General features: G+C 64.3%; 10 protein-coding genes. 8 read left to right on the top strand and 2 right to left on the bottom strand.

All coding sequences use genetic code 11. The features are described 5' to 3' along the window. Positions 1 to 82 precede the first annotated feature (82 nt). Both D5125_02600 and D5125_02595 read right to left on the bottom strand, forming a co-directional pair. The gene (locus D5125_02600) at positions 83 to 424 is read right to left on the bottom strand and encodes a sulfur globule family protein (GenBank protein QFY88462.1); all 342 of its coding nucleotides are present in this window, start codon (positions 422 to 424) and stop codon (positions 83 to 85) included. A gap of 423 nt (positions 425 to 847) precedes the next feature. After that, on the bottom strand, positions 848 to 2,038 hold the full coding sequence (locus D5125_02595; protein ID QFY88461.1) for a GAK system CofD-like protein: 1,191 nt from the start codon (positions 2,036 to 2,038) through the stop codon (positions 848 to 850). 246 nt (positions 2,039 to 2,284) lie between these two features. Here D5125_02595 and D5125_02585 point away from each other — a divergent pair, with 246 nt between their 5' ends. From D5125_02585 to D5125_02550, 8 genes are all read left to right on the top strand, one after another. Next, complete coding sequence (locus D5125_02585; protein QFY88459.2) at positions 2,285 to 2,743, top strand: NUDIX domain-containing protein; 459 nt, start codon at positions 2,285 to 2,287, stop codon at positions 2,741 to 2,743. Between the two features lie 2 nt (positions 2,744 to 2,745). Further along, complete coding sequence (locus D5125_02580; protein ID QFY88458.1) at positions 2,746 to 4,386, top strand: phosphotransferase; 1,641 nt, start codon at positions 2,746 to 2,748, stop codon at positions 4,384 to 4,386. Continuing rightward, positions 4,379 to 5,251, top strand: coding sequence for a GAK system ATP-grasp enzyme (locus D5125_02575; protein QFY88457.1), 873 nt, complete (start codon positions 4,379 to 4,381; stop codon positions 5,249 to 5,251). Before D5125_02580 ends, D5125_02575 begins: the two co-directional genes overlap by 8 nt. A 383-nt stretch (positions 5,252 to 5,634) precedes the next feature. Continuing rightward, on the top strand, positions 5,635 to 6,453 hold the full coding sequence (locus tag D5125_02570; GenBank protein ID QFY88456.1) for a L,D-transpeptidase family protein: 819 nt from the start codon (positions 5,635 to 5,637) through the stop codon (positions 6,451 to 6,453). Positions 6,454 to 6,649: 196 nt separating this feature from the next. After that, complete coding sequence (gene mrcB / locus D5125_02565; GenBank protein ID QFY88455.2) at positions 6,650 to 9,076, top strand: penicillin-binding protein 1B; 2,427 nt, start codon at positions 6,650 to 6,652, stop codon at positions 9,074 to 9,076. Between the two features lies 1 nt (position 9,077). Further along, positions 9,078 to 9,647 (top strand): tetratricopeptide repeat protein, encoded by a 570-nt coding sequence (locus D5125_02560; protein ID QFY88454.2) that lies wholly within the window; start codon positions 9,078 to 9,080, stop codon positions 9,645 to 9,647. 261 nt (positions 9,648 to 9,908) lie between these two features. Next, positions 9,909 to 10,400: a hypothetical protein gene (locus D5125_02555; GenBank protein QFY88453.1), complete on the top strand. Its 492-nt coding sequence runs from the start codon at positions 9,909 to 9,911 to the stop codon at positions 10,398 to 10,400. A 2-nt stretch (positions 10,401 to 10,402) separates the two neighbouring features. Beyond that, a complete protein-coding gene (locus tag D5125_02550) occupies positions 10,403 to 12,319 on the top strand; it encodes an ATP-dependent DNA helicase (protein QFY88452.1) in 1,917 nt (638 codons plus the stop codon). The last annotated feature ends 153 nt before the right edge of the window (positions 12,320 to 12,472 follow it).

The raw sequence follows: 12,472 nt of genomic DNA, 5'->3' as shown, positions 1-12,472 counted from the left end.
CGAACATCAAGCCAATATCGACAGGGGTTTAGGGAAAAAAAAGGCCCGCTGAGCGGGCCTTTTATTGACTCAGGGCAGTGACTTACTGCTTAGGCTGAGCCTGCTGCGGGGCGGCCGGGGGTACCGGGGCACCGTAGGGTGCATAGCCGGGATAACCGCCCCAGCCACCGTAGGGGTGACCGCCGTAGCCGTAGGGAGCGCCATAGTAGGGGTGGTAGCTGTTGTAGCCACGACCGTAGCCGTTGCCACGACCGCTCATGTTCATGTTGAAGTCGCCAAAGCCGTCACCAAACCAGTCATTGCCATTGTTCCAACCACCAGGGCCGCCGCCCCAGGGACCACCCCAGGCATGGGCGGATTGCATGGAAAGAGCAGCGGCACCAGCGATGGCGGCCACACCCAGGATCTTGTTCAGTTTCCTCATGGATACACTCCTCGAGATTGTTGTGTTCAATGCTATCCGCGCTTGGGATTAGCAGCTAACCCGATTTAGGCTCGGGTGACTGATTATGTACCAAGCGCCGCCCGAGTTAAACCCGGATTTTTGCCAAAGTCGGAATTTTTGTTTATTTGCTTGTATTTGAAGCCTTTTTATGCCTGCTGGGTGATTCGAGGCCAAGCCGGGTCGGGCTTCGACTCAATGGATGTGGATTGGGCGAGGGAGTGCGAGCGGCCCGCCCAACGCACAGGGAGGCCCTGCCCAGCGGCAACCCCGGATTCCGTTGCGTGGCCTGGGGTGGGAGGCCGGCTCTGCCGGGCAACCTGACAGGATATAGCTCATGCGCAGCAAGCTGCCCTCCCACCAGGCTGCTCGATTGGCAGCGTTTTGTGGGTAATCAGGTGATCCTTAGGTCAGCGACAACAAGGCCTGCACCAGGAGTTGATTGTCGTAGCAGGGGGCGCTGGTCTTGCTGATCAGCTCCATGTCGATCAGCTGGATCCCCAGCCTGTGCAGGCGCTGGCGCGACAGGCGGCCGGGGTAGTTCCCCCGGCTGCTGTCGAACAGGACGAAGTTGAGCAGTTGCGCCGCTTCGGCCTTGGCGGCATCGGCCTGCAGCTGCGCCAGCAGGCGCTGGATCTGGCGGTCCAGGTCCAGCCCCAGCTGCTCGGGGTCCTGACCCAGGTTGGGGATATAGACCTTGGGCGCGCCGCTCTCGGCAATGGCGCGGCCCACCCCCTGGGGCAGCAGGTTGGCCATCAGGCTGCTGTAGAAGCTGCCGGGTGGATAGCAGATCAGCTCGGCGCTGGCGATCAGGCGGCGCACCTTCTTGCGCAGACGGGCCTCGGCCGGGGCCGGGTCGTTGAGGCCTGCGCACAGTTGCAGCCGACGGATGGGCGAGCGCAGTGGCGCTACCTCCTTGCCGGTGATGCGGTGCTGGCCGCAGATGCGCTCGCCGGTATCCAGTTCGGCGAGCAGATGCAGGTTGTCGTTCACCGTGGCGCGCACCGTGCCCTGCACGTTCACCAGCTTGGAGAAGAGGAAGATGATCGGGTCGAGGTGCTCGTGGTTGTTCAGATAGCCCCCGGCCAGGATCAGGTTGCCGATACTGGCCCCGTGCAGGTTGAAATCGGCGGGCATGGCCTGGAGGAAGTAGCCCAGCTGGTTACAGATCAGCTTGCGCATGGGGTTGGCGATTTCGCTCACCAGGGGGTCGCTGCCCTCCACCATGGCCTCCAGCTGGGCAAGCAGCCTGGGCTGCTCCCGGTTCTGGGAGAAGCGGTGGGTGAACAGCTGAAAGATCTCCGGGTGGCCGGTCACGCTCTCATCGGCCAGGGCGGTCATGCGGCTGCGCAGATCGCCGATGGCGGGCATCTGAAAGGCCTGGCGCAGCTTGGCCGAGCTGCCGCCGGAGTCGAACGGGGTGACCAGATGAATGGAGTTGTGGGTGAAGCCCTTGAGCACCCGGCTGAGGCTGTTCAGCGCCGAGCCGCCGCTGAAAAACAACAGGCGCGGCCCCAGCTCGGGGACCTTCTGGTAGCGGCTGATCTTCAAACGGTCGGGAATCTTGACCTGACGGCTGAGTTGAATGTGCGCCATGGGGGTGTTCCTTGGTCCTGATTTCAAAGAGTATTTAGCCACAAAGTCAGAGAGCGCACAGAGCAAAGTCGAGCGGATCGCCTATGTATCTCAGCTAGCTTCCGGCATTGGCTCGGCGCATAGCATAGGGCGGGCCGCGCCCGCCGCCAAGCCAGGCCCTGGGGAATCGGCCTTTGGTAACAAATCGGACCAGGGGAAAATGCTATAGTCCCCGGCCACTGGCCCTTGGAGATGATCGAATCGGCTATGAGTGTCCCCGTCAACTGTATCAGAAACGCTGCCCGGGCCCTGCTCATCGAGCGGGGTCGAATCCTCTTGCTGCGCAAGGAGGGCGGTCGTTTTGCCCTGCCCGGCGGGGCCCAGGAGCTGGGCGAGACCCTGCAGCAGGCCCTGCAGCGGGAGTGCCGGGAGGAGATCGGCAGCCGGGTCGAGGTGCTGCGCCTGCTGCATGTGGCCGATTGGTTCAAGCCCCGCGAGGGTCGGCCCCCCGCCACCCGGCAGTTGCTGGAGTTCCTCTTTCTGTGCCGTCTGCCGGCCGATTATCAGGCCCACAACGGCCCCCGTCCGGACAAGCGCCAGCTGGCGGTGGAGTGGCTGCCGCTGGACCGGCTGCCGGAAGACGCCCTGCAACCGGCCGGGCTGCTGGCGCTGATTCGTGGCCAGGCGGTGGCGGAGCACCCGGTCTATCTCGGAAGGCTCGACTGAGCATGGTCCTCAGTCAGGGCATCCGGGAGAATCTGCGCTTTCTGCTGGTAGAGGTGGGCGGCCAGCTGGATAACCTGATCGAATTTCTCAGCGACAAGAACCGGGCTGCGGGCCACCGCATCCTGCACCGTGGCGGCTACACGGAGAACCTCAAGCGGCGTATCCACCAGGCCTGTCTGGAACAGATCAAGGCGCTGCCTGAAGCCACTGCCGATGCCCCTCAACTGCGGGCGATGGAGCGCATCGCCAGCGAGCTGGAGATGATTGCCGATCTGTGTCGGGATTCGGCCAGCCAGCTTAGCGAGCTGGACAGCACCGCCGCGCTCAAGGTCAAGCAGCACGCCAAGCGCCTGCACGATATCGGCAACGGCCTGGGGCTGGTGCTGCCCGCGCTGGAGTCCTCCGACCTGCGCCTGGCCCAGCGCCTGGCCAAGCTGGAGACCAAGCTCAACCGCCGCTGCCGCAAGATGCGCAAGGACTACAGCGGCCGCCTGCGCGAGCGCAGCAAGACCCAGCAGCTGATCGCCGGCCTGTTTATCGCCCGCAACATCGAGCAGATGGGCCATTGCCTGCTCAATATCAGCGATGCCCTGGTCTCCAGCGCCCTGGGCCAGCCGATGAACATGCGCCGTTACAACAGCCTGCGGGCCTCCATGGCCAGCCTGGAGCAGACGCGGCAGCAGCAGGGGCTACAGGTGCAGCCCCTGGCCGAGACCCGCTCCGGCAGCGCCATCTCCGCCATCAGCGCCGACTCCGACGGGGAGACCGACTACCTGGCCATCTTCAAGGATGGCGAGGAGCACAAACTCAGGGAGGAGCGCGATGGGGTGCAGAGCTGGCACGAGATCTATCCCGGTCTGGCACCACGTATCATCAACTACCACAAGTGGGGTCAGTCCGCCGCCCTGCTCATCGAACACCTGTCCGGCCTGACCCTGGAGCGCATCCTGCTGCATGAGTCGGACCGATTGCTGCGGCAGGCCCTCAATCGTCTGGGCAAGACCCTGCACTCGGTCTGGCGCGAGACCCGTATCGACCAGCCGGTCGGTGCCGGCTTCATGGCGCAAACCCAGCAGCGCCTGGCCGAGGTCTATGCCCTGCACCCCGAATTCCGCCAGGGCGATGTGGCCCTCTGCGGCCTCCAATACCCAGGCTTCGATCCGCTGCTGGAGCAGGCCCGTGCGTATGAGTCGGCCCTCAAGGCACCTTTTTCGGTGTATATCCACGGTGACTTCAACATAGATAACATCATCTACGAGCCGAACGAGGGCCAGATCCGCTTCATCGACCTGCACCGCTCCTGCTACATGGACTATGTGCAGGATGTCTCGGTGTTCATGGTCTCCAATTACCGTATGCAGATCCTCGATCCCCCCCGACGGCGGCGCATCATGGCCACCGCCCTGGAGCTGTACCGCATTGCCGCCGAATTTGCCCGCAGCCAGGGTGATCTGGGCTTTGAACTGCGCCTGGCCCTGGGGCTGGCGCGTTCCTTCGTCACCTCTACCCGCTTCATTCTCGATGAATCCCTGGCCGCCAGCATGTTCCTGCGTGCCCGTTATCTGATCGAACAGGCCCTGCGGGTAAATCCCGACAAGGCCAGGGAATACCGTATCCCGTTGCAGGAGATCTTCATTGGCTAAGGTTGCAGTGATCGGCATTCCCGGCAAGTGGTCCAGCGAGGCCCTGGCCGATGAGATAGAACAACGCAGCGGCTTCCGCCTGCTGGTGGACATGGCCCAGGTCAGCCTGGACCTGGCCGAGCGGCGTCTGCTCTACCAGGGCACGGACCTGTGTCAGCTGGATGGCCTGGTGGTGAAGAAGATCAGCCCCCGCTACAGCCCCAATACCCTCGACCGGCTCGAATTGCTACGCATGGCCGAGGTCGCCGGGGTGCGCGTGTTCAGTCCAGCGGAGCGTATCCTGCGGCTGGTGGATCGGCTCAGCTGTACCCTCACCCTGGGCAGCCAGGGCATCCCCATGCCGGCCACCCTGATCACCGAGGACGAGGACGCGGCGCAACAGGCCATAGACCGCTTCGGCAGCGCCGTGTTCAAGCCGCTCTATTCCACCAAGGCGCGGGGGATGCGGCTGATCCATGCCAAGGACAATGACCGCAAGGCGGCGGTGCGGGAATTCAAGCGGCTAAATCCGATGATGTACATACAGCAGCGGCTGAAACTGCCCGGCCGCGATCTGGGCATGCTGTTTCTTGGCGGCCGCTATCTGGGCAGCTACGCAAGGGTTGGCCAGAATGGCTCCTGGAATACCACCATCAACAGCGGTGGCCGCTACGCCCGCGCCGAGCCGGAGGCGGAACTCATCGACCTGGCCCAGCGCGCCCAGGACCTGTTCGGCATGGACTTCACCACGGTGGATCTGGCAGAGACCGAGCAGGGCCCGGTGATCTTCGAGGTCTCTGCCTTCGGTGGCTTTCGCGGTGCCCAGGAGGGGCTGGGGATCAATGCCGCCGCCGCCTACGCCGAACATGTATTGGGGCTGTTGTAGGGCACAGGGTTCGGGGTTGCCAGCCCTGTTGCGCCGAAAAATTCAACCTAATGATCATAGGGCAACCCCACACCTATCTGCGCTAGGTGTGGGGCACCCCAGAAAATGAAAGCCTGCTTGCCCCTGATCCTTCCCTCCCCCAACCTCCTCCCACCAGCGGACCAGCATTTCACACCCCCGAGCCAGCGCTCGGAGCCCCCAGGATGGCTGGCTGCGGCAATGCGGTTTCGCAGTAAAAATTCCATCCAAGCCCCTTGCATCTGACACAGCCATTGGGTTCTTCTATAATGATTCCCTTCCGTGCCCTGTCATGGGCGTGAAACAGGGCAGGTGCCAGGGCTGGCTCCGGCGCTGTGGGTTGTTAGGCTAAAGAGGTGGGCAGTATGAGACAGGGGCAGAGGTGGATCGGCTGGGGCCTTCTGGCGTTGGGGCTGGCGTGGCTGTATGCCGCCCCGTTGCTGGCCAGCGAGGGCCTGAGTCGGCAGCAGTTGCTGGAGATGCGCGCCATCTGGCAGGGCAAGCGCACCACCAAACAGGTGCTGGAACGCTATGGCGATCTGGCCGAGGAACGTCTCAGGCCCCGGTTTGAGCAGGCCGGCCTGGCCTATCCGCCCGAGCGCATCAGTCTGCTGGCGCTCAAGGAAGAAAAACGCATGGAGCTGTGGGCCTGGCATCAGGGTGCCTGGCGGCATATCCATGACTACCCCATCCTGGGTGCCAGCGGCCATGCCGGGCCCAAGCTGCGCCAGGGCGACAAACAGGTGCCCGAGGGGGTGTATCGGGTGCTTTACCTCAACCCCAACAGCAACTATCACCTGTCCATGAAGCTGAACTATCCCAATCAGGCCGACCGCCAGCGCGCCAAGCGCGAGGGGCGCGCCAACCTGGGCGGAGATATCTTCATCCACGGCAGCGAGTATTCCGTCGGCTGTCTGGCGATCGGCAATCCGGCCATCCAGGAACTCTATGTACTGGCGGCGCGCACCGGGGTGAAGAATATAGAGACGATCATCGCCCCCTACGATTTTCGCCGTCACAAGCCGCTCAAACGCCATGACGACCCGGACTGGGTGGATGACCTCTATGTCCAGCTGAGCATGCGCCTGCAGGAATTCCCCCGCGGCCAGGGCCAGCGCCAGGTGGCCGACAGTCAGGCAGCCGAGCAACATCCGGCCGATGTGCTGGGCGAATACGCCAACTAGCGGTCATGCAGCGAGCAGCGCCAGCGCAGGAAATGAAACCCTTTCTGATCGCTTCGGGCGGCGACGGCCCACCCGGTTGGGCTCGGCCTGGCCTGGCCGACAAGGGCCGCTTGCCCCCTTCCTTTGCCCCTTCTGCTGAAGGCGGCAAGCCGTCGATTCTTCCCCTTGGCTTGGCGGCCGAATCCAGGACGCATTCTTGACTCGCAAACCCGCCACCAGCAAGGCCAAGCCCCCAGCAGGCAAAAAAGCCCCGGCATCGCGCCGCCCGCCCCGGCGGCGACCCGGCAAAGGCCCCTCCGCAGCGCCCAGAAAGGTGCGCAAGGGGCACGGCTGGCCTCTGCGGCTGTTGTTTGTCGGCCTGCTGTTTGGTGCCATCCTGGCCGCCTACATGCATCATCTGAACGCCGTGGTGCGGGTCAAGTTCGAGGGCAAACGCTGGGCCGTGCCGGCCCATGTCTATGCCCGCCCGCTGGAGATATTCCCCGGTGCCCAGATCGGCCTGCAACAACTCCAGGCAGAGATCGAAGAGCTGGGCTATCGGCCGGTACAGCAGGTGACCAATCCCGGCACCTATGCCCGCCTGGATGAGCAGCGCCTGGCCCTGCACACCCGTGGCTTCGCCTTCTGGGACGGCAGCGACCCACCGCTACAGGTAGAGATCCGCTACAGCGGCGATCAGGTGGCCGCCATCCAGGACCATCAGGGCCGGGGTATAGCCCTGCTGCGTCTGGACCCGGTGCAGATCGGCAGCATCTACCCGGCGCACCGGGAGGATCGGGTGCTGGTGCGCTATGAGGAGATCCCCCAGACCCTGATCGGCGGCCTGCTGGCGGCGGAGGATCGGGAGTATTTCGATCACTTCGGCGTCTCCATCAAGGGCATAGCCCGCGCCATGCTGGCCAACATCAAGGCCGGCCGCACGGTGCAGGGGGGCAGTACCCTGACCCAGCAGTTGGTGAAGAATTTTTATCTGACCTCGGAGCGCAGCCTCAAGCGCAAGGCCAACGAGGCCCTGATGGCCATCTTGCTGGATTATTTCTACAGCAAGGAAGACATACTCCAGGCCTATGCCAACGAGATCTATCTGGGGCAGGACGGCCAGCGGGCCATCCATGGCTTTGGCCTGGCGGCGCGCTTTTACTTCAACCGCCCCCTGCGGGAGTTGAGTATCAAGGATCAGGCCCTACTTATCGCCCTGATCCGCGGCCCCTCCTACTACAACCCGGTGCGCAACCCGAAGCGCGCCCGCCAGCGGCGTGACCTGATCCTCGATCTGATGGCCAGTCATGGCTTCATCCAACAGGCCGAGGCGGACCGGGCCAAGGGCCAGTCCCTGGGGCTGGAGATTGCCCGCAACACCTCCGGCGGCAATAAATACCCGGCCTTCATGGACCTGGTTCGGCGCCAGCTCAGCCGTGATTACCACGAGGAAGATCTCAATTCTGAAGGCCTGAAGATCTTCACCACCCTGGACCCCTGGGTGCAGATGCAATCCCAGCAGGCCCTGGCCGAGCAGTTGGCCCAATTCGAGGGTCAGCGGCGCAGGCCCGAGGGCAGCTACGAGGGTGCCCTGGTGGTGGTGGGGCGTGACAGCGGTGAGGTGCAGGCGGTGATCGGCGGCCGTCAGGCCGAGTTTGCCGGCTTCAACCGGGCACTGGACTCGGTACGCTCCATCGGCTCCCTGATCAAGCCGCCGATCTACCTCAGCGCCCTGGACATGCCCGAGCTGTACAGCCTGGTCACCCCCCTGTCGGACGAGCCCTTTACCCTCAAGCAGCGCGGCGCGCCGGACTGGAGCCCGCAGAACTACGACGGCAAGAGCCACGGCAACCCCATGCTCTACCAGGCCCTGGCCAAATCCTATAACCTGGCCACGGTGCGTCTGGGCATGCAGCTGGGGTTGGGGCATGTGGCCGAGACCTTGCGGGCGCTGGGGGTCAACCGCTCATTCAAGCCCCTGCCTTCCCTGCTGCTGGGGGCCATCTCCCTGACCCCGATAGAGGTGGCCCAGGTCTATCAGACCATGGCCTCAGGCGGCTATCGCACCCCCATGCGCACCATTCGCGAGGTGCTGGACCAGGACGGCCGACCCCTATCGCGCTATCCTCTGGAGGTGCAGCAGACGCTGCGCCCGGCCACCGCCTATCTGATCGGTCGGGCCATGCAGCGGGTGGTCAGCGAGGGCACCGCCGGTTCCCTGCGCAAATGGCTGTCGGTCGAGCTGGGTATCGCCGGCAAGACCGGCACCACGGATGAATTGCGTGACAGCTGGTTTGCCGGCTTCAGTGGCGATAAGGTGATGGTGGTCTGGGTTGGCCGCGACGACAACAAGCCCAGCGGTCTGACCGGGGCCAGCGGTGCCCTGCAGGTCTGGGGCAACGCCATGAGCCGACTCAATCCCCAGCCGCTGGATCTGATCGCGCCGGAGGATGTGGTCTTCGCCCAGGTCCCCTGCGTGGATCAGGCCATGCCCTTTGTGCGTGACTGGATACCCGAGCAGGGTGCCTGTGGCACCGACACCCCCTGGCTGGATGGCGAGGCGGTGCCGGATCAGCCGCTGCCGGGGCAGGGGAGGGGACAGAATACCGACAGCAATTGGCAAAATCTTTGGGAGATACCCTGATATGAACAGCAGGACAATGATGGTGATAGGTCTGGTCCTGGCCCTGACGGCCTGCGGCGGCTCGCCGCGCCGGGCCGCGCCGGTAACAGACTCGGATGTGGCAGGGGTAGCGCAGGAGGCACAGACCTTTGGCTATCAGGACTCAGGCTTTGGTAACGGCTTTGGTGATGCCCAGCTGGCCACCCCCGACCCGGCCGGGCCGGGGGGGCTGCAAGAGATACCACTCCGCCAGCGGGCACCGGCCAACAAACCCAGCAGCGGCACCGTGCTGGCTCTGCTGCGCAGCGCCGAGGCCCAGGAGCGGGCCGGCCAATTGCCTGCCGCCGCAGCCACCCTGGAGCGGGCCCTGCGCATACAGCCGCGCAATGCGGTGCTGTGGAACCAGCTGGCCCAGGTACGTTTCAAGCAAGGCCAATATGCCCGCGCCAACAGCCTGGCGGGCAAGTCCAACGCCCTGGCCGGAGACGACAGCGCCCTGCGGCGCAACAACTGGCTGCTGATCGCCCGGGTAAAAAAGGCCCAGGGCGATGAATACGGTGCCAGCGAGGCCAAGGCGAAGGCGGGCTACTGATACAGAGGACAGAGGTCTGAATGCTGAATGCTGAATGCTGAATGCTGAATGCTGAATGCTGACGGCTGACGGCTGACGGCTGAGTGCTGACGGCTTCGCAAATTAAATAATTATAAAAATCAGACGATAATAGAATAAAGCTAAGATATGAGTTATGATACTGTCATCGCCCTGTGCCTGGCGTGACAGAACGCCAGCAGTCGGCCGAGTCAAGACGGCCAGACAGGGCCTGTTCGCAGGCCTTTTCACCGAGACCGATCCGTGGGTATATACGCCGCCAAAGAACTGATCAGCCAGGCCCGCAATCTGGCCGCCAATTACCGCAGGACGGTAGGCAGGCCCTTGCCCGGCATCAGCAACGAGATCGCCGAATACGATGCCATCTGTCTGCTCGGCCTCCAGGCGGTGGAAGACAAGTCCCTTGGCTACGACGCCCTTGACCCACGCAACGGCGAGCGCATCCAGATCAAGAGCCGCGCCCTGTTCGACGAGGCCAAGGGCGGCGCACGCATCGGCCAGCTGAAGATGAACCAGGACTGGGATGCCGTGGTGCTGGTGCTGATGGACGAAAACTACCAGCCGATGGAGATCTATCAGGCCAGGCGCGACGAGCTGGAGGAATACATCAACCAGACCAGCCCGAACCGGGCCAAGCGCGGCGCCCTCTCGGTGGCGCGCTTCAAGATCATCGGCGAGCTGCGCTGGACGCGGGAAAACGGCCTGGCCGGCGAGCAATGGGAAAACCGGGCCTGAGCATGGACATGGCCGAGGTGTTTGCCCCGGACGGGCTGCTGGCGAACAAGATCCCCGGCTTCAACTACCGTAGCCAGCAGGCCGAAATGGCCCTGCTGGTGGAGCAAATCCTCAACAGCCAGGACAACCTGGTGGTGGAGGCCGGCACCGGTACCGGCAAGACCTTCGCCTACCTCGCCCCGGCCATGCTGGCGCGGCGCAAGGTGGTCATCTCCACCGGCACCAAGAACCTGCAAGACCAACTCTTCCAGCGCGACCTGCCGCTGTTGCGCGAGGCCCTGGGCATACCCATCAAGGCCGCCCTGCTCAAGGGCCGGGCCAACTACCTCTGTCCGCACCGGCTGGCCAAGGCCCCGTTCGACCCGCGCAGCCGCAGCCGGGAGATGACCGACCTGCTGCAACGGGTACGCGCCTGGAGCAACCGCACCGACAGCGGCGATATCGCCGAGCTGTCCGATATCCCCGAGCAGACCGAACTGTGGCCGCTGATCACCTCCAGCAACGAAAACTGCCTGGGCCAGGACTGCCCCGAGATCGCCTACTGCCACCTGGTGGAGGCCCGCCGCCGCGCCCAGGAGGCCGACCTGGTAGTGATCAACCATCACCTGCTGTGCGCCGACTTCGCCCTCAAGGCCGGTGGCTTCGGCGAGCTGCTGCCCGATGCCGACGCCTTTGTCATCGACGAGGCCCACCAGCTGCCCGAGGTGGCCGGCGACTTCTTCGGCGACAGCATAGGAGGCCGCCAGCTCACCGAGCTGGCGCGGGATGTGGAGACCGAATACGCCAAGGACGTCGGCGACATGCCGGTATTGCTGGAGAAGACCGCCGCCCTGGTCAAGCAGGTGCGCGACCTGCGCCTGCTGTTCGGCCTGGACAGCCGACGCGGTGCCTGGAAGGAGCTGGAGCAGGACGAGTCGCTGCAGCAGGGCATCAGCGCCGTGGGCGAGGCGCTGGAGGTGCTCATCGCCGGGCTGGACAAGCTCAAGGGCCGCAGCAAGGGGCTGGATGCCTGTCAGGAGCGGGCCCAGGCCCTGCTGCTGACCTGGTGCCATATCAGCCAGAACCAGGGCGATGAGGACATCCGCTGGTTCGAGACCTATACCCAGAGCTTCCGCCTCAACCGCACCCCGCTGGATGTGGCCGCCCTGTTCGCCAAGGCCATGGAAGACCACCCGGCCAACTGGGTCTTCACCTCCGCCACCCTGGCGGTGGGTGGCAACTTCGACCATTTCTGTAGCCGCCTGGGCCTGAAACAACCGCGCACCGCCCTCTGGGACAGCCCCTTCGACTACCCCAACCAGGCCCTCTGGTATGTGCCCCGTGGCCTGCCCGACCCACGCAGCAGTGGCGATGACTACAGCCGCGCCGTGGTCGAATACGCCAGACCGGTGCTCCAGGCCAGCCGGGGCAGGGCCTTTATCCTGTTCACCAGCCACCGCGCCCTGCGCCTGGCCGCCGGTCTGCTTGCCGAGCAGTTGGACTTTCCCCTGTTCATTCAGGGCGATGCCCCCAAGGGTGAGCTGATCGAGCGCTTTCGCCAATCGGGCAACGGCATCCTCCTGGGTACCTCCAGCTTCTGGGAGGGGGTGGACGTCAAGGGCGAGGCCCTGTCCCTGGTCATCATCGACAAGCTGCCCTTCGCCTCCCCCGGTGATCCCGTGCTCCAGGCCCGCCTGGAGGCGATGAAAAGGCGCAATCAAAACCCCTTTTTTCACTATCAGGTACCCCAGGCCGCCATCGCCCTGAAGCAGGGCGCGGGGCGCCTGATCCGTGACGGCTCCGATCGGGGGGTGCTGATGATCTGCGACCCGCGCCTGCTGCGGCGGGGCTACGGACAGATCTTTCTCGACAGCATGCCCAACTTCGCCCGCACCCGGCAGCTGGCCGATGTGGAGCGGTTTTTTGCCCAAATGCAGTAGCCGCAGCGAGTTCCCCGGCGTCCTTTTTGCTTCCGGCTTCCGGATGACCCACAAGCCACAGCCTATCGATTAGGGCGGCCCATGGCCGCCGAGCAACCACTAGGGGCAGGCTTTATGGCTGTGGCTAGGCGGCGGGCGCGGCCCGCCCTATGC

The sequence above is a fragment of the gamma proteobacterium SS-5 genome (assembly GCA_009497875.2).
Classification (GTDB): Bacteria; Pseudomonadota; Gammaproteobacteria; order Chromatiales; family Chromatiaceae; genus Magnetovirga; species Magnetovirga frankeli.
This window is presented reverse-complemented; position numbering and strand designations above follow the sequence as displayed.

Excerpts from the sequence above, each read along its gene's own strand:
- D5125_02600 (QFY88462.1), bottom strand. The coding sequence starts at position 424 with ATGAGGAAACTGAACAAGATCCTGGGTGTGGCCGCCATCGCTGGTGCC.
- D5125_02595 (QFY88461.1), bottom strand. The coding sequence starts at position 2,038 with ATGGCGCACATTCAACTCAGCCGTCAGGTCAAGATTCCCGACCGTTTG.
- D5125_02585 (QFY88459.2), top strand. The coding sequence starts at position 2,285 with ATGAGTGTCCCCGTCAACTGTATCAGAAACGCTGCCCGGGCCCTGCTC.
- D5125_02580 (QFY88458.1), top strand. The coding sequence starts at position 2,746 with ATGGTCCTCAGTCAGGGCATCCGGGAGAATCTGCGCTTTCTGCTGGTA.
- D5125_02570 (QFY88456.1), top strand. The coding sequence starts at position 5,635 with ATGAGACAGGGGCAGAGGTGGATCGGCTGGGGCCTTCTGGCGTTGGGG.
- D5125_02560 (QFY88454.2), top strand. The coding sequence starts at position 9,078 with ATGAACAGCAGGACAATGATGGTGATAGGTCTGGTCCTGGCCCTGACG.
- D5125_02550 (QFY88452.1), top strand. The coding sequence starts at position 10,403 with ATGGACATGGCCGAGGTGTTTGCCCCGGACGGGCTGCTGGCGAACAAG.